At 63.9% G+C, this 20,426-nt stretch carries 22 protein-coding genes and 1 pseudogene; 15 read left to right on the top strand and 8 right to left on the bottom strand.

Translation table 11 applies throughout. The features are described 5' to 3' along the window. Positions 1-36 precede the first annotated feature (36 nt). From pgl to H3Z74_RS08550, 10 genes and pseudogenes are all read left to right on the top strand, one after another. Complete coding sequence (gene pgl / locus H3Z74_RS08600; protein ID WP_187763478.1) at positions 37-747, top strand: 6-phosphogluconolactonase; 711 nt, start codon at positions 37-39, stop codon at positions 745-747. Continuing rightward, positions 744-2,561 (top strand): phosphogluconate dehydratase, encoded by a 1,818-nt coding sequence (gene edd / locus H3Z74_RS08595; protein WP_187763477.1) that lies wholly within the window; start codon positions 744-746, stop codon positions 2,559-2,561. The genes pgl and edd overlap by 4 nt, the downstream gene beginning before the upstream one ends. Before the next feature lie 19 nt (positions 2,562-2,580). Further along, positions 2,581-3,549 carry a glucokinase gene (glk, locus tag H3Z74_RS08590; protein WP_187763476.1) on the top strand — a complete coding sequence of 323 codons (969 nt, stop codon included), beginning with the start codon at positions 2,581-2,583 and terminating at the stop codon, positions 3,547-3,549. Further along, positions 3,546-4,151 carry a bifunctional 4-hydroxy-2-oxoglutarate aldolase/2-dehydro-3-deoxy-phosphogluconate aldolase gene (gene eda / locus H3Z74_RS08585; RefSeq protein WP_187763475.1) on the top strand — a complete coding sequence of 202 codons (606 nt, stop codon included), beginning with the start codon at positions 3,546-3,548 and terminating at the stop codon, positions 4,149-4,151. Before glk ends, eda begins: the two co-directional genes overlap by 4 nt. A gap of 86 nt (positions 4,152-4,237) precedes the next feature. After that, a complete protein-coding gene (locus tag H3Z74_RS08580; protein WP_187763474.1) occupies positions 4,238-4,825 on the top strand; it encodes a TetR/AcrR family transcriptional regulator in 588 nt (195 codons plus the stop codon). 39 nt (positions 4,826-4,864) lie between these two features. Continuing rightward, a complete protein-coding gene (locus tag H3Z74_RS08575) occupies positions 4,865-5,866 on the top strand; it encodes a 3-oxoacyl-[acyl-carrier-protein] synthase III C-terminal domain-containing protein (protein WP_187763473.1) in 1,002 nt (333 codons plus the stop codon). Beyond that, a pseudogene (locus tag H3Z74_RS24870) lies at positions 5,863-6,576 on the top strand (NAD-dependent epimerase/dehydratase family protein); the annotation flags it as partial. The gene H3Z74_RS08575 and the pseudogene H3Z74_RS24870, both read left to right, overlap by 4 nt. 266 nt (positions 6,577-6,842) lie before the next feature. Continuing rightward, the gene (locus tag H3Z74_RS08560) at positions 6,843-7,694 is read left to right on the top strand and encodes an MBL fold metallo-hydrolase (RefSeq protein ID WP_187763470.1); all 852 of its coding nucleotides are present in this window, start codon (positions 6,843-6,845) and stop codon (positions 7,692-7,694) included. After that, the gene (locus H3Z74_RS08555; RefSeq protein ID WP_187763469.1) at positions 7,691-8,773 is read left to right on the top strand and encodes a DUF3419 family protein; all 1,083 of its coding nucleotides are present in this window, start codon (positions 7,691-7,693) and stop codon (positions 8,771-8,773) included. Before H3Z74_RS08560 ends, H3Z74_RS08555 begins: the two co-directional genes overlap by 4 nt. Positions 8,774-8,870: 97 nt before the next feature. Then, on the top strand, positions 8,871-9,779 hold the full coding sequence (locus H3Z74_RS08550) for a Rieske 2Fe-2S domain-containing protein (protein ID WP_229726980.1): 909 nt from the start codon (positions 8,871-8,873) through the stop codon (positions 9,777-9,779). Here the strand turns inward: H3Z74_RS08550 and H3Z74_RS08545 are convergent. From H3Z74_RS08545 to fabD, 6 genes are all read right to left on the bottom strand, one after another. Beyond that, a complete protein-coding gene (locus H3Z74_RS08545) occupies positions 9,764-11,044 on the bottom strand; it encodes a F390 synthetase-related protein (protein ID WP_187763467.1) in 1,281 nt (426 codons plus the stop codon). The two genes, H3Z74_RS08550 and H3Z74_RS08545, sit on opposite strands and share 16 nt — an antisense overlap. Before the next feature lie 52 nt (positions 11,045-11,096). Next, the gene (gene mltG, locus H3Z74_RS08540) at positions 11,097-12,065 is read right to left on the bottom strand and encodes an endolytic transglycosylase MltG (RefSeq protein WP_187763466.1); all 969 of its coding nucleotides are present in this window, start codon (positions 12,063-12,065) and stop codon (positions 11,097-11,099) included. A gap of 6 nt (positions 12,066-12,071) precedes the next feature. After that, complete coding sequence (gene fabF, locus H3Z74_RS08535; RefSeq protein ID WP_187763465.1) at positions 12,072-13,331, bottom strand: beta-ketoacyl-ACP synthase II; 1,260 nt, start codon at positions 13,329-13,331, stop codon at positions 12,072-12,074. A gap of 152 nt (positions 13,332-13,483) precedes the next feature. Then, positions 13,484-13,720 (bottom strand): acyl carrier protein, encoded by a 237-nt coding sequence (locus H3Z74_RS08530; protein WP_187763464.1) that lies wholly within the window; start codon positions 13,718-13,720, stop codon positions 13,484-13,486. A gap of 84 nt (positions 13,721-13,804) precedes the next feature. After that, on the bottom strand, positions 13,805-14,542 hold the full coding sequence (gene fabG, locus H3Z74_RS08525) for a 3-oxoacyl-[acyl-carrier-protein] reductase (RefSeq protein WP_187763463.1): 738 nt from the start codon (positions 14,540-14,542) through the stop codon (positions 13,805-13,807). A gap of 128 nt (positions 14,543-14,670) precedes the next feature. Then, positions 14,671-15,606, bottom strand: a complete 936-nt coding sequence (gene fabD, locus H3Z74_RS08520; protein ID WP_187763462.1) for an ACP S-malonyltransferase — start codon at positions 15,604-15,606, stop codon at positions 14,671-14,673. Positions 15,607-15,775: 169 nt separating this feature from the next. Here fabD and H3Z74_RS08515 point away from each other — a divergent pair, with 169 nt between their 5' ends. The 5 genes from H3Z74_RS08515 (at position 15,776) to rplI (ending at position 18,511) form a co-directional block, all read left to right on the top strand. Continuing rightward, positions 15,776-16,141, top strand: a complete 366-nt coding sequence (locus H3Z74_RS08515; RefSeq protein WP_187763461.1) for an RcnB family protein — start codon at positions 15,776-15,778, stop codon at positions 16,139-16,141. 147 nt (positions 16,142-16,288) lie between these two features. Then, a complete protein-coding gene (locus tag H3Z74_RS08510) occupies positions 16,289-17,071 on the top strand; it encodes an acid phosphatase (protein WP_187763460.1) in 783 nt (260 codons plus the stop codon). A 164-nt stretch (positions 17,072-17,235) separates the two neighbouring features. Continuing rightward, on the top strand, positions 17,236-17,652 hold the full coding sequence (gene rpsF, locus H3Z74_RS08505) for a 30S ribosomal protein S6 (RefSeq protein WP_187764235.1): 417 nt from the start codon (positions 17,236-17,238) through the stop codon (positions 17,650-17,652). Positions 17,653-17,666: 14 nt separating this feature from the next. After that, the gene (gene rpsR, locus H3Z74_RS08500) at positions 17,667-17,891 is read left to right on the top strand and encodes a 30S ribosomal protein S18 (RefSeq protein ID WP_034158365.1); all 225 of its coding nucleotides are present in this window, start codon (positions 17,667-17,669) and stop codon (positions 17,889-17,891) included. 11 nt (positions 17,892-17,902) lie between these two features. Continuing rightward, positions 17,903-18,511 (top strand): 50S ribosomal protein L9, encoded by a 609-nt coding sequence (gene rplI, locus H3Z74_RS08495; protein ID WP_187763459.1) that lies wholly within the window; start codon positions 17,903-17,905, stop codon positions 18,509-18,511. Positions 18,512-18,605: 94 nt separating this feature from the next. Here the strand turns inward: rplI and H3Z74_RS08490 are convergent, their stop codons facing one another. Together H3Z74_RS08490 and H3Z74_RS08485 are read right to left on the bottom strand one after the other, a co-directional pair. Continuing rightward, positions 18,606-18,848, bottom strand: coding sequence for a GlsB/YeaQ/YmgE family stress response membrane protein (locus H3Z74_RS08490; protein WP_261300121.1), 243 nt, complete (start codon positions 18,846-18,848; stop codon positions 18,606-18,608). Between the two features lie 520 nt (positions 18,849-19,368). Beyond that, positions 19,369-20,148, bottom strand: coding sequence for a TSUP family transporter (locus H3Z74_RS08485; RefSeq protein ID WP_187763457.1), 780 nt, complete (start codon positions 20,146-20,148; stop codon positions 19,369-19,371). Between the last annotated feature and the right edge of the window lie 278 nt (positions 20,149-20,426).

The following is a 20,426-nucleotide window of genomic DNA, read 5'->3' as shown; positions in this document are numbered from 1 at the left end:
AACGGCTTTCATTTTTCAGATTTATGGAACGGACAGATGAGCGAAGAAATCGAATGGTGGGATTATGACGACGCCGACGAAATGGCGGATGCGGTCGCGGGCGATATCGCCTTTGTGATCGAAAGCGCGATCGATGCGCGCGGGGCGTGCGTCATCGCCCTGGCCGGCGGCAAGACCCCCCTGCCCATCTATACCAAGCTCGCTGCGACCAAGCTCGACTGGAAGCGCGTCACGATCATCCCGACCGACGAGCGCATCGTGCCGCTCGGCGATCCGCTGTCGAACATCACCGCGATCGGCAAGGTATTCATCCCCAAGGGCGCGCGCGTGATCCCGATCGTCAGCGAAGCCGCCGCCGATTACAAAGCGGCGGGCCGCGCAGCGGATTCGCGCCTTGGCGATCATCACTGGCCGCTCGACCTGTGCCTGCTCGGCGTCGGCGCGGACGGCCATACCGCCTCGATCTTCCCCGGCCCCGATTATGAGGAAGCGATTGCCGGCCCGCGCGAACGCCGCGCGCTTGGCGTGATGCCCGATCCGCTGCCGCCCGAGGCGCCGGTGCCGCGCGTGACGCTGAGCCGCGCCGCGATCGTCTCGGCTCGTGCCCTCACGCTCGCCGTGACCGGCGACGCCAAGCGCAAGGTGATCGAGCAGGCAATCAAGCAGGGTCCCGCCTCGCCCTACCCGATCGGCCGCGTGCTCGCCGACGCGGAATTGCCGGTCGACATCCATTGGAGCCCCGCATGACGCTCAACGCTGCTGTCGCGGCCGTCACCGACCGGATCATCGAGCGATCGAAGCCGACGCGTGACGCCTATCTCGCGCTGATCCGGCACGAGCGCGACAGCGGCATCGAGCGGCCCATGCTCGGCTGCGCCAATCTGGCGCATGGCTATGCCGGTACCGACGAAGATCGTGACGCGATGAAGCCGGGCACGGCGATGAACATCGGCATCGTCACGGCCTATAACGACATGCTGTCGGCGCACGCGCCCTATTATCGCTACCCCGAACAGATGAAGATCTGGGCGCGCGAAGCCGGCGCGACGGCGCAGGTCGCCGGCGGCGTGCCGGCGATGTGCGACGGCGTGACGCAGGGCTATCCCGGCATGGAATTGTCGCTATTCAGCCGCGACACGATCGCGATGAGCACCGGCATCGCGCTGAGCCACGGCATGTTCGAGGGCGCGGCGCTGCTCGGCATCTGCGACAAGATCGTCCCCGGCTTGCTGATGGGCGCGCTGCGCTTCGGTCATCTGCCGATGATTTTGATTCCCGCCGGACCGATGCGCACCGGCATTCCCAACAAGGAAAAGGCCCGCGTCCGCGAGCTTTATGCCGAGGGTCTGGCGACGCGCGACGAACTGCTCGAGGCGGAGATCGCCGCCTATCACGGCAAGGGCACCTGTACCTTTTACGGCACCGCCAATTCCAATCAGATGATGATGGAAGTGATGGGCCTGCACATGCCTGGCGCCGCCTTCGTCAATCCGGGCACCAAATTGCGCCAGGAACTGACTCGCGCCGCGGTCCATCAACTGACGAAGATCGGCTGGAAGGGCGACGATTACCGCCCGCTCGGCGAATGCGTCGATGAAAAGGCGATCGTCAACGCGGCGATCGGACTGCTCGCGACGGGCGGCTCGACCAATCACCTGATCCATCTGCCTGCCATTGCCGCCTGTGCGGGAATCGTGATCGACTGGGAGGATTTCGACCGGCTGTCGAGCGCCGTCCCGCTGATCGCGCGCGTCTATCCCAATGGCTCGGCGGATGTGAATGGCTTCGAGGATGCGGGCGGCATGCCGTTCGTGATCCGCGAGCTGATTGATGCCGGACTGATGCACCGCGATATCCGGACCGTCGCCGGCAATGACCTGGCCGATTACGGCAAGACTGCGACGCTCGATGGCGAGGCGCTGAGCTGGGTCGATCCCGGCGAGAGCAAGGACGATACGATCCTGCGTCCGGCGAGCGCACCATTTTCGGCGGAGGGCGGCTTCCGTATCCTCGCCGGCAATCTCGGCCGGTCGTGCATCAAGGTCAGTGCGGTCGAGCGTGACCGCTGGACGATCGAAGCGCCGGCGCGGGTCTTTTCGACTCAGCAGGAGGTGCAGGACGCGTTCAAGGCCGGCGAACTCGACCGCGACGTCGTGGTGGTGGTGCGCTTCCAGGGGCCGCGCGCGAACGGCATGCCCGAGTTGCACAAGCTGACGCCGCCGCTCGGCGTGCTGCAGAACCGCGGGTTCCGCGTTGCTTTGGTCACCGATGGCCGCATGTCCGGCGCCTCGGGCAAGGTGCCGTGCGCGATCCATTCGAGCCCCGAGGCACTTGGCGGCGGCCCACTCGGCAAAGTCCGCGACGGCGACATCATTCGAGTGTCGGCAGAAACCGGCGAACTGGTCGCACTTGTCGATCCGGCGGAATGGGCCGCGCGCGAGTTCGCCACTGCGCCGGCTCCGGCGATGGGCACGGGCCGCGAACTCTTTTCGATCATGCGCGACCGCGCGAACGAAGCGGAGCGCGGCGGTTCCGCCATGCTCGCGGCAATGGGTTGGTAGAATTGGGGGACTGGTAAGCATGGAAGTCGTCACGGTCGACATCGGTGGGACGCATGCCCGCTTCGCCATCGCCGAAGTGGCCGATGGCCGCGTCGTCTCGCTTGGTGAGCCGACCACCCACAAGACGGCGGAGCATGCCAGTCTGCAGACCGCCTGGCAGGCGTTCGGCGCTGCGCAGAAGCGTCCCCTGCCCCGTGCGGCGGCGATCGCGGTCGCGTCTCCGGTCGGCGGTGAGGTGATCAAGCTGACCAACAATCCGTGGATCATCCGACCCGCGCTGATTCCCGAGCGACTCGAAGTCGATGACTATGTCCTGATCAACGATTTCGGTGCGATCGGCCATGCCGTCGCCCAGGCGCCGGACAGCGAGTTCCTGCATCTGGCGGGTCCTGACCAGCCCTTCGTGGAGACCGGCGTGCTGACCGTATGCGGTCCCGGCACCGGACTGGGCGTAGCGCAGGTGTTGCGCACGCCGCAGCGCTACCATGTGCTCGAGACCGAAGGCGGGCATGTCGATTACGCGCCGCTCGACGGGATCGAAGATGCGTTCGTCAAGCATCTGCGCAAGAAGTTCACTCGCGTCTCGACCGAGCGCATTGTCGCCGGCCCCGGGATCGTCGGCATCTATGAGACGCTCGCAGAGATCGAGAACCGCGCGATCCAGCGGCTCGACGACAAGGCAATCTGGACCATGGCGCTTGAGGGCAAGGACAGTCTCGCGCTCGCCGCGCTCGACCGCTTCTGCCTCAGTCTCGGTGCGGTGGCGGGCGACCTTGCGCTCGCGCACGGGGCCAAGGGCGTGGTCATCGCAGGTGGCCTGGGCTTGCGGCTCAAGGAGCATTTCGCGCGGTCGGGCTTTGCCGAGCGATTCGTCGCCAAGGGCCGCTTTCAGCAGATGATGGCCGCGATTCCGGTCAAACTGATCATTCATCTCCAGCCGGGCCTTTACGGCGCCGCGGCCGCATTCGCACAGGAGCACACGTCATGACCGGCATCGAAGCAATCATGCGGACCAGCGCGGTCATCCCGGTGCTGGTGATCGACGATGCCGCAACCGCCCGTCCGCTCGCCGAGGCTCTGGTCGCCGGCGGCCTGCGCGTGCTCGAAGTGACGATGCGCACGCCTGCGGCGCTGGATGCGATCCGCGAGATGAAGCAGGTGCCCGGCGCGATCGTCGGTGCCGGCACGGTGGTGACCCTGGAACAGTTCGAGCAGGTCATGGATCTCGATGTCGAGTTCATCGTCTCTCCCGGTCTTACCGAAAAGCTCGGGCGTCCGATCGTCGATAGCGGTGTGCCCTTTCTGCCCGGCATCGCCAATTCCGGCGACATCATGCGCGGGCTCGACCTCGGGCTGACGCATTTCAAATTCTTCCCGGCCGAGGCTTCAGGTGGATTGAAGGCGCTGAAGGCCTTGGCCGCGCCCTTCTATCAGGCGCAATTCTGTCCGACCGGCGGCATCACCGAGGCGAGCGCACCGGATTGGCTGGCGTTCGCCCCGGTGCTGTGCGTCGGCGGAAGCTGGGTGACCGGCGGCACCATGGCCGAGGTGGAAGCCAAGGCACGCGCGGCAAACGCGTTGCGGCGATAGTCCGGAAGGCATCTTCTCGGACGAGAGGTTGGTTTTTTATTGAACGCTGTCTAATGGTTACCGCCTCGGCTCGACGATAAGGGATCATGGCCAGACGATCGGATCATACGCGCGAGGAATTGAAGGCGATGATCGTCCGCGAGGGCCATCGCCAGATTTCGGAGGTCGGCTTCGCGCATTTCTCCGCCCGAGAAGTGGCCAAGCGGATCGGCTATTCGATCGGCACGCTCTACAACGTGTTCGAATCCTATGACTTGTTGGTCCTGGCGATCAACGCGCGGACACTGGCCCTGTGGCAGGCGCATCTCGAGGCACGGCTGGACGGAATCGAGCAAGGCCGGCTGCGCACTCTGGTCGAGGCCTATTTCGAATTCGCCATCCTCCACCGCCATGCCTGGACCGCGCTGTACGACCACCGTCTTCCCGACGATGTACGAGCGCCGGAATATTATCGCGAGCAGATCCGGTCGCTGACCGGCATCGTCCGTGACGAGATCGCCGCCGTGCTGCCGGAAGACAAGATGGATGAGGCCGACGCGCTGACCCGATCGCTTCTGGCGACGGTGCACGGCCATTGCTTCTTCACTCTCAACGGCACCTTCCAGCTGCTGGGCGAAGAGACCCCACTGGAGACTGTCTATCGCCGGGTGCTTGAAACCATTGCCGCCGTCTGAGCTCTTTACAAAGAAATGAACACCGTTCAATATTAGCTCATGAACGCGATTCGGGGCATTGGATTTCGTCTGGCGGGCAGCGGCAGAGCGCTGCCACGGTCACTTGTTCCTTCGACCGACATCGATGCCAGGATCGGCGCCGAAGCTGGCTGGACCGAAGCCAATTTCGGAATCGCGACGCGCCATTATGCCCAGCCGGACGAAACGAGCTCGATGCTAGGGGCACAGGCAGGTGCGGTCGCGCTGGCCGATGCCGATTGGAATGCGGAGGATCTCGACGTGCTGATCGCCGCCTGCGGGGTGATGGAGCAGCCGATCCCCGGCACTGCGCCGCTGATCCAGCGACGGCTGGGCATTGGCGGCGGCGGCATTGCAGCGTTCGACGTCAATGCCACCTGCCTCTCCTTCCTTGTCGCACTCGACACCATGTTGATGGGTATGGCGTTGGGTAAATGGCGGCGCGGGTTGATCGTTTCGTCCGATATTGCCTCTGCAGCACTTGATTATGGCTCGCCCGAGGCATCGGCGATCTTTGGCGATGGCGCCGCAGCGATGGCGATCGAGGCGGGCGGGCCGAGCCGGATGCTGGCTATGCGGCTCAGCACCTTTGGCGATGGGGCGGATCTATGCCGGCTCGAAGCAGGCGGTACGCGGCTTCGTCCGCATGACGATATCGAGGGTTTCCTTGCCGTAAGCCGTTTCCGAATGGACGGGCCTGGCCTGTTCAGTGCCACAGCCCGGCGCTTTCCGCCATTTCTGAAGCGCCTGCTCGCCGATTCGGACATGCCAATCGGTGCCATCGATACGATCATCCCGCACCAGGCTAGCGCCGCTGCGCTCGAGCATCTCAAGCGTTCGGTACCGGACGGCCATGCCAGAACGGTCGATATCTTCCGCGACCACGGCAATCAGATCGCGACCGGCATGCCACACACGCTGCATGTCGCGCGAACAAGCGGACGCACCCCGCCAGGCTCGCACAGCCTGCTGATCGGCACCTCGGCCGGCGTATCGCTGGGCGGCGCGGTGATCCGCTGGTGAGCCGTCATGCCCTTGTCACCGGGGCAACGGGCGGGCTCGGCCGTGCCTTGGTCGGCGCGTTGATCGATGATGGCTACCGCGTCACCGCGACCGGGCGCGATGCGCGGATCGGTGCCACACTTGGCGTGCCGTTCGCCGCCGCCGATCTGGTGACCGACCCGGTTGAGCCCCTGACAGATGGTGTGGATGTGGTGTTTCACCTTGCCGCTCTGTCGTCGCCCTGGGGAAGGCGAGATATGTTTCAGCGTATCAATGTGGCGGCAACCGACCGCTTGTTGCGGGCGGCACAGGCGGCCGAATGCCAGGCGTTCATCCATGCCTCGACCCCATCCATCTACGCCGAGCGCCGCAATCGAGATCGGATTGAGCGAGGACAGTCCAGTCGCGAACCCCTTCGCCAATGACTATGTAGCGACCAAATATGCCGCCGAACAGATCGTGCTGGCGGCCAATGCACCCGATTTTCGGACCGTGGCGCTACGGCCGCGCGCAATCGTCGGGCCGCATGACACGGTGCTGCTCCCGCGCCTGATGCGGGCGGCGGCGCGCGGACGCTTCCCATTGCCCGGCGACGGACAGGCGCTGATCGAGCCGACCGATGTGCGCGACGCGACGGCGGCGTTCATCGCCGCCGACCGGCACCGCGAGGATGCAGGCGGCCAGGCAATCAATATCTCCGGCGGCGATCCGCGGCCGGTGCGCGAGCTGCTTGATTTGCTTTTCGCCCGAATGGGGGCCGTTGTGCGGTACAAAGCCGTACCCATTCCGCTTGCCCTGGCCGTGGCGGGCGCAATGGAACATGTTGCAGCGCTGTTACCGGGACGGCCCGAGCCACCGGCGACGCGCTACACGATCATGACTCTCGCTTATTCGCAAACCCTGTGCCTCGACCGTGCCAAGGCGCTGCTCGGCTGGACACCGCGTCACCGCGTTGAAGCGATGGTCGATCATGCGCTGCAGGCGCGGGAGCCCGATAATGCGTGAGACGATCGTTACCCTGATACGCGCCGGCCACTGCGTTCATCCACAGCGCATGACGATCCGCGACGGAAGCTGGCGTCCGGCAGTCTTTCCGGCGCTGTCGATCCTGATCATCCATCCGGTCGAGGGGCCGATACTGTTCGATACCGGCTATGATCCCGCCTTCTTTGCCGCAACCGAGCCCTTTCCGGAACGCTTCTACCGCTGGCTGACGCCGGTCACGCTGGCGGCAGGTGCCGAGGTTGCGGCGCAGCTGCAGCGCTTCGGGCTGGCGCCGGGTGATATCCGCCACCTGATCCTGTCGCACTTCCATGCCGATCATGTCGCCGGCACGCATGCCTTTCCCAATGCGGCGATCCATTGCTCCAGGACGGGGCTCGACGCGGCTTGTTCGAGTGGACGTTTTGCAGCGGTACGGCGCGGCATGCTGCGCGCGTTGTTGCCCGCCGACATCGCGGCGCGGGCGCGGTTCTTCGAAGACGCCCCGCGCATGATGCTCCCCGGCGCGTTGCAGCCTTTCGACATGGGCGCGGATATTCTCGGCGACGGCAGCGTGCTGGCGGTCGAACTGCCCGGACATTGCCCCGGGCATTGGGGCGCGGTGATCAACGACAGCGCCCATGGCGAGCATTTCCTGGTCGCCGATGCAGCCTGGTCGACCGATGCGATCCGCCGCGACATGCCGCCGCCGGCGATCACCAGCAATTTGCTCGGCAGTGCCAAGCGGGTCGAGGCGACCTTGCGGCGGCTCAACGCACTGTGGCGCCGCAATCCGGAGATCCGCCTCACGCCCGCCCATTGCCTCGAGCGCGCCGCCGAAGCCGAGCCGGGTGGAATTAGCGCGTGAAGGCGTCGCAACTCGACAGCCGTGCCATCTGGTATGCCGCGAGCAACGAGGACACGCGCAGCGAATGCCGCGCGCTGCAACCGAAAGGCCGTCGCGTGCTGAGCATTACCGCCAGCGGATCGCGGACCTTCGACCTGCTGATCGAAGACCCGGCATCCATCATCTCGATCGATCAGAATCCGGCTCAGACCGCTCTCGCCGAACTGCTGGCATCTGCTTACCGACGCCTCAGCTACGGTGAATTTCGAGACTTTGCCGGTATCACCCCTTCAACCGACCGTGACCGGCAATTCGCCCGATTGGCGCCCGATCTGTCACCGGATGCCCGGCAGTTCTGGGAGCATCATCCCAAGCACATCGCGACCGGCATCATCTATTGCGGCAGATGGGAAGGGTTTCTGCGATCGATCCAGAAGCTCGCGGGCAGCCGTCGTCGCGATCTTGCCGCACGACTGCTGACCGCGGCGACACTGGATGCCCAACATGGATTGTGGCGCGGCACCTGGGATGACCGTCGCTGGCGGCTGTTCCTGCGATTGTTGTCGATCCGATTTCTGTGGACACACGTTGCGCGCGAACCGGGTATCGCCTTTGTCGCCCCGGATTTCGACATTTACCGCTATGTACGGGCGCGGTTCGATCATGTCGCTAAGCACCATTTACTGTCGGAAAGCCCCTTCGCCTGGCTGATGCTGAACGGTACTTATCCGTCACAGGCCCTGCCCCCCTATCTGAGCGAGGCGGGATTCGCGCAGATCCGCACGCGGATCGATCGGGTGCAATTCGTGACGGCTTCCATACAGGATTTCCTGCGCGACTGCGCACCAGACAGCCTCGGCGCCGTGTCGCTGTCGGACTATTCCTCCTATTGCGATGTCGAGGTGCAGCGCGGCGTATGGGCCAGTCTGGCAAGGGCCGTGACGGCAGACGGGCGTGTGTGCGAAAGAAAATTCTTCAACAAATCGGGGACCGATCTGCCCGAGGCGTTGGGATTCACGCGTGACCGGGCTCTCGAAGATCAGCTCTTCCGGGAGGACCGAGCTTTTTTCTATTCCTTTGTCGTTGCTGGAAAGGGCTGAAGCGATGTCGGATATATGGCCGGCCGCTGTCAGGGATGGATGGCATCCGGTTGCCTATGCCCGCGCCGTTCGCAGCAAACCGCTCGCTACGCGGCTGATGGGGCGAGCTTTGATGGTCTATCGCCATTCGACTGGCGTCGCCGTGTTCGACGACCGCTGCCCTCACCGCAACGTCCGTTTGTCGCAGGGGTGCGTGAAGGGTGACGCCATTGTCTGCCCTTATCATGGTTGGGAGTTCAGGCCCGACGGTCAATGTACCAGGGTACCCGGATCCGCGAGCTGCCCCGCCGTCGCGGCACGGTCACACCCGGTGACGGTCAAGAATGGACTGGTCTGGACCAGCTTGGCCGAGAATCCGTCACCTTTTCCGGCATTGCCGAGCGAGATCGGGAACGCCGCCTTTGATAACTACTGGTGGCCGGTCAAGGGATCGACCGCGAACCTGGCCGATGCGATCGAGAATTTGCTCGACCCGATGCACTCCTATTTCCTGCATCCCGGGCTGGTCCGCGCCTCCCGTACGCCTAATTCGATGCAAGTCGACCTGACGCTCGGGCCCTGGGGCTGCGAAGCGCGCTACACCGAAAATCGCGCGACGATGACTTGGCTGCAGCGGGTGAGCGAGGGGGACAGAGTCCATAGCTATGGGCGCTATTTTGCGCCGACCATCGTGCAGATCGCATTCGAGGACAAGCGTGGCCTGACGATTGCCATTACCGTGATCCTGGCCCCCGAAGATCACCACCGGACACGACCCTATGCGCATTTCGCAACGCGCAAGGGATTTATGCCGGCTTGGCTCAAACGCGCCCTGATCACGGCGTTCAATCTGCCGATCCTGTTTCAGGATCGCGCCGCGCTCGCCGATCAGGCACGCAATGCTGCGCGTTTCGGCGGACCGGACTATGCGATCGGGCCGGTCGATTTTTTCGGGCCGACGATCTGGCGGCTGTTGAACGGCAAGCCCCAAGCCGAAGAGCGAAAGACGTTTCAGATCACGCCCTGATCCGGCGACCATTCGCGTCGAACCCGGCGCAGTTTGCGGTCGAACGGAATGGCGATGCCGCGCGTGACGGTGATTTCCAGAGCACCGATGCCGATATCTTCGGCAAGCGTCGTCAGGGCTGCCTTGACCGCATCATCGGCTGCCGCGCCAAGTCGATCCGACAAGGCAATAGCGATGCTGCGCGGGCCGGTCTGCACGATCCGGAAATCGTCAATCGCGCGGTCGCTGTCGATCACGGCGTTGCGCAGCACATCAGGCGTGACCATACGGAACCTGCCGTCCGCGGCCAATAGCTGGAACACGTCGTCCTGCCGCCCCTCGATCCGCGCCACGGCCTGGAGCGGCGATCCGCACGCGCAAGGGCGATCGGACAATGCCAGCAAGTCATTCATGCGGTAACGCGCCATGACTTGGGTGGAGCGGGTAAAATCGGTGATCAGCGGGATGGCGAGGCCGCTGTCGCCGGAAGGCTGCCATTCGAAATGCACGGCATCCTCCGCGAGATGGAGCGTGCCCTGGGGACAGGCGACGCCGAACAATCCTTCTGTCGCCATATAGATTTCGCGCACCTGCGCGCCAGTCGCGGCCTCGATCACCCGTCGATCGAGCGGGTCGAGCACTTCGGCGCCGCTGAAGATATTGCGCGCCGGCAGCCGGTCCATCTCGGCGAGACGGCGCAAGACCTTGGGCGGCGCGACGATCGTGTCGGGCGCAAACTCGGCCAGTTGATCGGCCCAGGCATCGACGCCCTGGGCAAGATCGAAAAAGCGCAAGGCAATGCGCCGCCCGCGTTCAGCCGAGCGGTACAGCGTCGAGAAACCCGGTAGGGCGAGTGCGACGCGGTGCCGTCGCCACAGGATATCGGGCAGCGTCTTGGCGAGGATCGTGCCGAGCCAGACGAAACGCTCCGCCTCGCTGATCACGAAATAACCGCGATTGCCGCTGGTACCGGTGCTCTGACCAATCGGATAGCCCCGTACGCGATCCTCACCCCGGTCGATCGCGCTGCGGACTTCATCCACGGTGATTCCGGGTCGGTTGAAGGCAGCAAAGTCGGCGAGCAAACTCGCCTTGTCGACGATCGGCAGATCGGCGAGGCGATCCACGGGCCGGCCGGCATAGGCGCGGACGCGAGGCACAGACCGGGCGAGAAAGGCTTCGATGCGCCGGGCCTGCCATGCACGGACGTCATCGGATGTCTTCAGGCGGCGAGCGAGCGATCGGGTTCGCCAAAAGGCCGACACGGCGGTCAGGATCGGCGGCATCATCATCCCCCAAATGCGCCGGTCCGGACATGGCCGCCGCGCCGCGTGCCGATCACATCTCTCCGCGCGCGCGCCTGATCGCATACCATTTCTGGACATTGGCATTATGCTGTTCAAGCGTGTCGGCAAAGACATGCCCGCCAGTGCCGTCGGCAACGAAATAGAGCGCATTGGATTGCGCCGGATCCAGTACCGCGTCGATCGAACCGCGCCCCGGGTTGGCGATCGGGCCCGCCGGCAGGCCGGTCATAGCATAGGTGTTGTAACCATTATCGGCCTGCAGTTCCGAACGCAGGATACGGCGCCCGAGCGGACGCCCCTTGGTCACAGGATAGATCACGGTCGGATCGGCCTGAAGCGGCATGCCGCGTTTCAGCCGGTTCGAATAGACCGCCGCGACCAGGCGCCGCTCGCTCGTCTTGCCCGTTTCCTTCTCGACGATCGAAGCCAGGATCAACGCGTCGCGCGACGTCGTCACGGCAATGCCGGGTTTGCGTTTTGCCCAGGCTGCGGCGAGATATTGCGTCATGGCGCGCTGCATCCGCTTGACCATCGACGCGCGCGTGTCGCCGCGCTGGAAGCTGTAGCTGTCGGGCATGATGGAGCCCTCTGCCGGCACGTCCACCGGCCCTTCCAGCTCGTCCTTTTTCATCAACGCTTCCTTGACCGTCACCGACGGCCAGCCCGGCGCGATCATGACGAAGCGCTGCAGCGTCTTGCCGCCCTGCAGCAGCTTCAGGATATCGGCCCGGCTGAGATGCGCGGGCAAGCTATATTCGCCCGCCTTGATCCCCTGCCCGCCGCCAAAGATGCGCGCAAGCAGCTTGAAATTGCTCGCCGATCCGATCGCGCCGGCCTTTTCGAGCTGATCCGCGGCCTGCCCCATGCCGGTGCCCGGCGCGATGCTGATCGTGATATTGCGCTTAAGCGGCCCGCTGCCGCCCCAATAATAGACCACACTCATCGCCGCCACGATGGTGATGAGCGCCAGAATCAGCGCGGAACAGCCGAGTTTGCGCACACCAGGTCAGATCGCGCGCATGACGAGGCTGGCATTGGTGCCGCCAAAGCCGAACGAGTTGTTCAACACCGCCTTCACTTTGCGTTCCTTCGCCTTGTGCGGGACGAGATCGACGCCAACGCAATTCTCGCTCGGATTGTCGAGGTTGAGTGTGGGCGGCACGATCTGGTCGCGCAGCGCGAGGATGCAGAAGATGCTCTCCACCGCGCCGGCACCGCCGAGCAGATGCCCGATCGCCGACTTGGTTGAGCTCATCGACAGCGTGTCGATATTGTTGCCGAACAGGCGGCGCACTGCATTCAGCTCGAGCTCGTCTCCAAGCGGGGTCGAAGTGCCGTGCGCGTTGATATAATCGATGTCCGCCAGCGACAGGCCCGACTTCTTCATCGCCATTTCCATCGAACGGAACGCGCCCGACCCTTCGGGGTGCGGCGCGGTGACGTGATAGGCGTCGCCTGACAGGCCATAGCCGATCACCTCGGCGTAGATCTTCGCACCGCGCGCCTTGGCGTGCTCATATTCCTCGAGGCAGACGATACCGGCCCCCTCGCCCATCACGAAGCCGTCGCGATCGACGTCATAGGGGCGGCTGGCGCGTTCCGGCGTGTCGTTGAAATTGGTCGAGAGCGCGCGCGCCTGAGCGAATCCGGCGATGCCGAGCGGGCAAATCGCGCCTTCCGCGCCGCCGGCGAGCATCACATCGGCATCGTCCATCGCGATCATCCGCGCGGCGTCGCCGATCGAATGCGCGCCGGTGGAACACGCTGTGACGACGGCATGATTCGGGCCCATCAGACCGTATTTGATCTGCACCTGGCCAGTGATCAGGTTGATCAGGCGACCATGGACGAAGTGCGGAGAGACTCGCCGCGGGCCCTTTTCGTGCAGCACGATCGATTCGCTGGCGATGCCTGGCAGGCCGCCGATCCCGGCGCCGATCGAGCAGCCGGCGCGATATTTCTGCTCTTCGGTCATGTCGAGCAGACCGGCGTCTTCCAGCGCCTGGCCGGCTGCGTCGATGCCGTAGATGATGAACGGATCGACCTGGCGCTGCACCTTGTGATCGACACGTTTGCCTGGATCGAAGCCATATTCATGCTCGGGCGGCTTCACCTCGCAGGCGATGCGGCAGGCATAGTCGCTGGCATCGAAACGCGTGATGGTGCCCGCGCCCGATTTGGCCGCGAGAATGTTCGCCCAGGCCGTTTCGACGTCTGCGCCGAGCGGGGTGACGAGTCCAAGTCCGGTTACGACAACGCGGCGCATGGCGAATCTCCGTAATTCATCTGCAAAAGCGAACGGCCCCCCGCCCCCTGTGCGACACGATAATGTGCGACACGCTGGGACGGGGAGCCGGTCATGTGTTCAGCCAAACGATGGGCGCGGGCGACGCGATTGCATCGACCCAAGCCCGCCGATCAGTCCTTATGCTCGTCGATGAAGGTGATCGCGTCCTTGACGGTCGTGATCTTCTCGGCGGCGTCATCAGGGATTTCGACGCCGAATTCTTCTTCGAACGCCATCACCAGCTCGACGATGTCGAGGCTGTCCGCGCCAAGATCGTCGATGAAGCTCGCGTCCTCGGTCACCTTCTCGGCCTCGACGCCGAGATGCTCGACGACAATCTTCTTAACGCGGTCTGCGGTCTCGCTCATGGTATCGTCCCTCTATTGCTGGGGGTTTTGGTAATTCCCGAACGCACGTAGAACGCGTCCGGTGCCCGCGCAAGGGGGCGTCCTTCAGATCATGGCCATCCCGCCGTTCACATGCAACGTCTGTCCCGTAACATAACCGGCCTCCCGGCTGGCGAGATAGACCACCGCCGCGCCGATATCCGCGCCTTCGCCCATCTTGCCGGCCGGAATGCGTGCGTTGAGCGCTTCCTTCTGCGCATCGGGCAACTCGTCGGTCATCGGCGAGGTGATGAAGCCCGGCGCGACACAATTGACGGTGATGCCGCGTGACGCGAGTTCCTGCGCCAGCGCCTTCGACATGGCGGTCAGCCCGCCCTTGGACGCGGCGTAATTCGCCTGGCCGGGATTGCCAGTCGTACCCACAACGGATGTAATAGAGATGATCCTGCCGAAACGCGCCTTCATCATCGGGCGGGCGGCCGCGCGGGCAAGGCGGAAGGCAGCCTCGAGATTGACGCGGATCACCTGATCCCATTCCTCGTCCTTCATGCGCATGACGAGATTGTCGCGCGTCACGCCGGCATTGTTGACCAGGATATCGAGCTTGCCGAACGCCTCGACCGCCGACGGCACCAGCGCATCGACCGCGGCGCCATCCGACAGGTTGCAGGGCAGCGCGACATGATCACCGCCCAGGCTCACCCTGAACGCCTCCAGCTTGTCGGTATTCGATCCGGATACGGCAAGGCGCGCACCCTGCGCCGCCAGCGCCTGCGCCACGGCCGAACCGATTCCTCCCGAAGCGCCGGTCACCAGCGCGGTCATGCCTGTCAGGTCGAACATCTCTTAATCTCCACTTAAAGCCCTCTCCCCTCTGGGGAGAGGGTTGGGAGAGGGGCAGTAATGAGAGCCAGCGCTTTGGACTGCCCCTCTCCCCGGCCCTCTCCCCGGAGGGGAGAGGGGGAATTGCATTAAAGCGCCTTCGCCAGCGCCTCGATATCGTCCATCGTGACCACGCTGGTCACCTCGACATCGGCCACGCTGCGCTTGACCATCGGGCCCAGCACCTTGCCGCCGAATTCTAAGAAATGCTCGACTCCGGTCGCGGCCATCGCGATCACCGATTCGCGCCAGCGCACCATGCCGGTGACCTGCTCGACCAATAGACGACGGATCGTGTCGGCATCGCCGACCGGTGCGGCGGTGACGTTGGCGAAGACCGGGACCAACGGGGAATCGATTCGCGCCTCGGCCAGTGCCTTTTCCATCGCATCGGCGGCAGGCTGCATCAACGGGCAGTGGAACGGAGCCGACACCGGCAGCAGGACCGCACGCTTGGCGCCCATGTCCTTGGCGAGCGCAATGGCGCGCTCGATCGCGCCGCGCGCGCCGGAGATCACCACCTGGCCCGGATCATTGTCATTGGCGACGGTGCACACCTCGCCCTCGGCCGCGGCTTCCGCGATCGCGCGAGCCTTGTCGACGTCCGCGCCGAGCAGGGCGGCCATCGCGCCCTCGCCGACCGGCACTGCGGCCTGCATCGCCTGCCCGCGATGCTTGAGCAGCAGCGCCGTGGTCGCCAGGTCGATCGCACCCGCCGCGCATAAGGCGCTATATTCGCCGAGCGAGTGGCCCGCGACATAATCGGCCTTGTCGGCCAGGCGAATGCCGCCTTCCTGTTCCAGCACGCGCAACGTCGCGATCGCATTGGCCATGATCGCCGGCTGGGCATTCTCGGTCAGCACCAGCTGATCCTCGGGACCCTCGGTCATCAGGCGGAACAGATGCTGGCCAAGCGCCTCGTCGACTTCCTGGAAGACGGCGCGGGCGACCGGGCTGGCTTCGGCGAGCGCCTTGCCCATGCCGACGGCCTGGCTGCCCTGTCCGGGGAAAATGAATGCACGCATGTTCTGGCTCCTGATCAGGCGCGCCGGACTAGGAAGATGAACGGGTGAAGGCAAGCCGCGACATTTTGCGACCATTTCGCCGGTGTGGCGGCACATCGCTGCGACACCCGGCCCCCAGATAGGTGAGGACGCCGCAATGAGGCGCCAACATTTCCTGAGGAGGAAGTCGATGAAGAAGTTCATTTTCGCAGCGCTCGCCGCATCGGTCGCGCTCAGCCCGATCGCCGCGGCGCCTGCTTTGGCCGCGCCGCAGCAGCACCAGAACGACCGCGGTTATCACGGCCAGCAGCGCAAGGTGGTGGTGAAGAAGGTCGTCAAGCGGACCCCCGCCCGGACCTATCGCAGCAATTGGCGCAAGGGCGAGCGTTTCGACTATCATCAGGCGCGCAACTATCGCCAGATCGACTATCGCCAGTATCGCAAGCTGAAGGCACCACCGCGCGGTTATCGTTATGTCCAGTCGGGCAACGACGCAGTGCTGGTCGGCGTGACCTCGGGCATCATCGCCGCGGTGATCGCGGGCGCCCTGAACTAATCGTACCATCAGACGCATTGGCCTTCCATGGATGGGCGGCGGAGACGAGGGTTTCCGCCGCCCTTTCCTTGCTGCGCCGTCAGTGGGGTTGGCGAAGCGCACGCCGCTCTGCCATAAGCCGCCGGCAACAGAACCGGAGCCTTCCGAATGCGCATTCGTCCGTGGATATTGGTATCGGCCGTCGCTGCCGTCGCATCGGCTCCCTACATCGTCATCGGCCAGGTCCGCGCCGGCTATCTGCCGTCAGGCGCACTCGACATCATGCAGGTGCTACCGCCGGCGCCGGTCAAGGGTGACCTGCGCTACGAACATGATCGCCAGGTCTTCAAGGCGACCCGGGCAATGCTGACGACGCCGCGCGGCGACCTTGCCACGCGTGATGTCGCGACCGGTATTCCCTATATGGCGAGCGCATATAGCTGTGCGGTCGGCGTGAATATCACCCCGGAAAACGCCCCGCTGACGATCAAGCTGATCGCCAAGTCCGGAATCGATGCCAACACCCAGTCCGGCGCCGCCAAGAACGCCTTCAAGCGGCTGCGCCCCTTCCAGATCGACGAGGGCAAGATCTGCCAGCCAGCCGATGAACTGAAGAACAGCTTCGACTATCCCTCGGGCCACACCACCTGGGGCTGGACCTGGGCCTTGATCCTGGCCGAACTCGCGCCCGATCGCGCGACGCCGATCCTCGCGCGCGGCCGTGCCTATGGTGAAAGCCGGATCGTCTGCGGCGCGCATAATGCCAGTGCGATCGAGGCCGGGCGGATCACCGCCTCGGCAACGCTGGCCGCGGATCATGGCCAGGCCAGCTTCCAGGCAGACGTCGCGGCTGCGAGGGCCGAACTGGCCGCGCTGCGCGCGAATCCGGCGACCGCGAAGCCCGAAGGGTGTGATGCGGAGGCTAAACTGGTCGCTCAGCCGATCCTCTAACGCTTGCCTTCCGCCCGAAAATCGCTAAGGACGCGGCATCCGGGGTGGAGAGCATGGCTCTTCGCCCCTGATTGCTTTGCAAGAAGCAGAAGTACGAGACGATAGCCGGAGGGGCGGTGCGCATGGTGCGTCCGTCAGCGATCGGCCAAGACGAAGGACAAGACATGGCTCTTTACGAGCATGTGTTCCTTGCGCGCCAGGATCTGGCACAGGCGCAAGTGGATGCACTGGCTGAAAACGCCACCAAGATCATCACCGACAACAAGGGCAAGGTCGTGAAGACCGAATCCTGGGGCCTGCGCAGCCTGGCGTACAAGATCGCCAAGAACCGCAAGGCGCATTATGTGATGCTCGAAATCGACGCCCCCGGCGATGTCGTCGCCGAGCTGGAGCGCCAGACCCAGATCAACGAAGACGTGATCCGCTACATGACCGTCAAGGTCGACGCCCTTGAAGAGGGCCCGAGCGTGATGATGCGCAAGAGCGATCGCGACCGTGAACGCCGTGGCGACCGTGAAGGTGGTCGTGGCGACCGTCCCGACCGGGGCGATCGTCCCCGTCGCGACTTCGACGGCGAATAAGGAGCATATAGACAATGGCACGCCCATTTTTCCGCCGTCGCAAGAGCTGCCCCTTCTCCGCGAAGGATGCGCCCCGGATCGACTATAAGGACGTCCGTCTGCTGCAGGGCTTCGTGTCCGAGCGTGGCAAGATCGTCCCGAGCCGCATCACCTCGGTGAGCGGCAAGAAGCAGCGCGAACTCGCCCAGGCGATCAAGCGCGCGCGTCACCTGGGCTTGCTGCCCTACATCGTTAAGTAAGGAGCGGACCCATGGATGTTATCCTGCTGGAACGCGTCGAAAAGCTCGGCCAGATCGGCGACGTGGTCAAGGTGAAGGACGGGTTCGCCCGCAACTTCCTCCTGCCCAACAAGAAGGCGCTGCGCGCCAACGACGCCAACAAGAAGGTCTTCGAAGCCAATCGCGAGAAGATCGTCGCCGACAACAATGCACGCCGCGGCGAAGCCGAGGTCGAGGCCAAGTCGATCGACGGCATCACGCTGACCCTGATCCGTCAGGCGTCGAACACCGGTCAGCTGTACGGCTCGGTCGCGGTGCGTGACCTGCTCGAGCTGCTCGAGACCGAGGGCCACAAGGTGCCGAAGTCGGCGATCGTGCTCAACAAGCCGATCAAGGCGATTGGCGTGCATGACGTGAAGGTTTCGCTCCACGCCGAAGTCGCGGTGATGATCAAGGTCAATGTCGCACGCTCGCCTGAAGAGGCAGAGATGCAGGCACAGGGCGTCGACGTCATGTCCGCAATGTTCGAAAAGGACGAAGCGGGCTTTGTCGAAGCCTATGATCCCAACGCCGAGCCGGGCGCCACTGCCGAGGTCTCGGCTGAGGCTCCTGCCGCCGACGAAGAGACGACCGAAGGCTGAGCCTTTCGGTACGACACATAGAGAAGGGCCGTCCGGAGCGATCCGGGCGGCCCTTTTTTTGCCGGAAGCAGATCGCGGCAACGTCACATCACGGTCATCCGATCAGGCCGAAGGTCCGCGCCAGGAAAATCAGGACGATGGCACCCAGGATCGAATAGACGAAGCCGGCCGGATGGAAGGGCTGGTCCTTCGTCGCAGGATGGAGCAGCCGGCCGATAAAGCCCGCCACGAACGATCCCGCGATGCCGAGAACGGCACTCATGATCAGTCCCATATGAACCGCGCCGGGATAAAAGAACCGCGCCAATATGCCGACGATCAGGCCGACGATTACCATGCTCACATATTGCATAAGCACCTCTCCATGGGGCGTGGCCATGATCCGACGACGATGGTCCGCGCCACCCGCATCAGCGGACGATCGGAACGGCGAGTCAAGTGTTGGTTAATCGCGCTCAATCAGGTCGTGAGCGCGAGCCATTGCCGTCAAAGAATCGGATCACGGCACCGCAACACAGGCGCCGACCACAGCGGCCAGTGGGAGTAGGGCGAGAAACAGGGGGACGATGGTTTTCATGATGCTTCTGTTCTGTTTCGATGACTTGCCCTGAAAATGCGCGCCGGATGCAAAGGTTGCCCTCAGCTGAACAAGAATCTTTTCGCGATATCCCGGAACCTTTTCGCGTCGAACAGATATCGCGCACATGCCGCAAGCCTTCCGGAATCGAGTTCGTTGACGCCGTTCTCGTCCAGGAATTGCCGGAATGGTTTCGGGTCGTCTTCAATCTAGCCTCAGGAAAATAAAATAGTCAATGCTATCCTTTTTCTCTCGGGCCGATCGATCGGCGATATTCTCCTCACCAGCCGAGATAGACGCGCAATGGATTCGCCGGGTCGGACAGAAGCTTGATGGTCAGCACGAACGACATGAGCACCAGCAAGGGGCGAACACCCCGGCCGCCGAAACGCATCGCCAGATGGGCACCGACCTGATTGCCGGCGATGCTGGCCGCCGCCATCGAAAACCCCAGCAGCCAGATCACCTTGCCACCGGCGATCATCACGGTCAGCCCCGCAAGGTTGGTACAGAAGTTGAGGAATTTAGCGTGGGCGATGGCCCGAACCAGGCCGAGTCCGCCCAGCGCGACCAGCGCGGTGGTGAAAAACGATCCGGTGCCGGGTCCGAAAAAGCCGTCATACAGCCCGATCATGCCGACGATCATGGTCAGCCCGGCGACACCGAGGCGGCTATGGCGATCCATATCGCTCATCTTCGGTGCGACGAGGAAATAGATCCCCATCGCAATCAGTAGCACCGGCACGAAGCCGGCGAGAAAAGACGGGTCGACCTGCTGCACCGCAAACGAGCCGAGCCCTGCCCCAACCAAAGCCGCCAGCGCCGGCCAAGCAAAGCGGCGAAAGTCGACATGCCCCTTGCGGGCAAAGGCGAGGAACGCCCCTCCCGTCCCGAAGGTGCTCTGCAGCTTGTTGGTCGCCAGTGCGGACACCGGCGGAATCCCCGCCGCCATCAGCGCTGGAATGGTCAGCAATCCCCCGCCCCCGGCCAACGCATCGATCAGACCGGCCAGAAAGGCGACCACGCAGAGCAGTCCGAGGATCTCGATCGTAAGATGCATGGGGCGCTTTAACAGGGAGGTTTGACGCTGCAACCATAGTGGCCGGTATCCGGACTGCGACGCGTGCCGTTTCCCGATTCAACGCCGGTGCGGACCATGGCAGCTTGAATCGGTACGGAGCGTCACACACGTTTCCGCCCCGCTCTTTGACATGACTGAGAAATATTGAGCCATCCGGCGCTGGCTGTTTCGGCCGGAACAGCCAGCACCTTCGCTGTTCCCTGGCTGTTATGCTGGCTGTTACCTGGCTGTTATTCGATAACAGCCAACACCTATCA

It is taken from the genome of Sphingomonas alpina, assembly GCF_014490665.1.
GTDB classification, from domain to species: domain Bacteria; phylum Pseudomonadota; class Alphaproteobacteria; order Sphingomonadales; family Sphingomonadaceae; genus Sphingomonas; species Sphingomonas alpina.
This window is presented reverse-complemented; position numbering and strand designations above follow the sequence as displayed.

Excerpts from the sequence above, each read along its gene's own strand:
- pgl (WP_187763478.1), top strand. The coding sequence starts at position 37 with ATGAGCGAAGAAATCGAATGGTGGGATTATGACGACGCCGACGAAATG.
- edd (WP_187763477.1), top strand. The coding sequence starts at position 744 with ATGACGCTCAACGCTGCTGTCGCGGCCGTCACCGACCGGATCATCGAG.
- glk (WP_187763476.1), top strand. The coding sequence starts at position 2,581 with ATGGAAGTCGTCACGGTCGACATCGGTGGGACGCATGCCCGCTTCGCC.
- eda (WP_187763475.1), top strand. The coding sequence starts at position 3,546 with ATGACCGGCATCGAAGCAATCATGCGGACCAGCGCGGTCATCCCGGTG.
- H3Z74_RS08580 (WP_187763474.1), top strand. The coding sequence starts at position 4,238 with ATGGCCAGACGATCGGATCATACGCGCGAGGAATTGAAGGCGATGATC.
- H3Z74_RS08575 (WP_187763473.1), top strand. The coding sequence starts at position 4,865 with ATGAACGCGATTCGGGGCATTGGATTTCGTCTGGCGGGCAGCGGCAGA.
- H3Z74_RS08560 (WP_187763470.1), top strand. The coding sequence starts at position 6,843 with ATGCGTGAGACGATCGTTACCCTGATACGCGCCGGCCACTGCGTTCAT.
- H3Z74_RS08550 (WP_229726980.1), top strand. The coding sequence starts at position 8,871 with ATGGGGCGAGCTTTGATGGTCTATCGCCATTCGACTGGCGTCGCCGTG.
- H3Z74_RS08545 (WP_187763467.1), bottom strand. The coding sequence starts at position 11,044 with ATGCCGCCGATCCTGACCGCCGTGTCGGCCTTTTGGCGAACCCGATCG.
- fabF (WP_187763465.1), bottom strand. The coding sequence starts at position 13,331 with ATGCGCCGCGTTGTCGTAACCGGACTTGGACTCGTCACCCCGCTCGGC.
- H3Z74_RS08530 (WP_187763464.1), bottom strand. The coding sequence starts at position 13,720 with ATGAGCGAGACCGCAGACCGCGTTAAGAAGATTGTCGTCGAGCATCTC.
- fabG (WP_187763463.1), bottom strand. The coding sequence starts at position 14,542 with ATGTTCGACCTGACAGGCATGACCGCGCTGGTGACCGGCGCTTCGGGA.
- fabD (WP_187763462.1), bottom strand. The coding sequence starts at position 15,606 with ATGCGTGCATTCATTTTCCCCGGACAGGGCAGCCAGGCCGTCGGCATG.
- H3Z74_RS08515 (WP_187763461.1), top strand. The coding sequence starts at position 15,776 with ATGAAGAAGTTCATTTTCGCAGCGCTCGCCGCATCGGTCGCGCTCAGC.
- H3Z74_RS08510 (WP_187763460.1), top strand. The coding sequence starts at position 16,289 with ATGCGCATTCGTCCGTGGATATTGGTATCGGCCGTCGCTGCCGTCGCA.
- rpsF (WP_187764235.1), top strand. The coding sequence starts at position 17,236 with ATGGCTCTTTACGAGCATGTGTTCCTTGCGCGCCAGGATCTGGCACAG.
- rpsR (WP_034158365.1), top strand. The coding sequence starts at position 17,667 with ATGGCACGCCCATTTTTCCGCCGTCGCAAGAGCTGCCCCTTCTCCGCG.
- rplI (WP_187763459.1), top strand. The coding sequence starts at position 17,903 with ATGGATGTTATCCTGCTGGAACGCGTCGAAAAGCTCGGCCAGATCGGC.
- H3Z74_RS08490 (WP_261300121.1), bottom strand. The coding sequence starts at position 18,848 with ATGGTAATCGTCGGCCTGATCGTCGGCATATTGGCGCGGTTCTTTTAT.
- H3Z74_RS08485 (WP_187763457.1), bottom strand. The coding sequence starts at position 20,148 with ATGCATCTTACGATCGAGATCCTCGGACTGCTCTGCGTGGTCGCCTTT.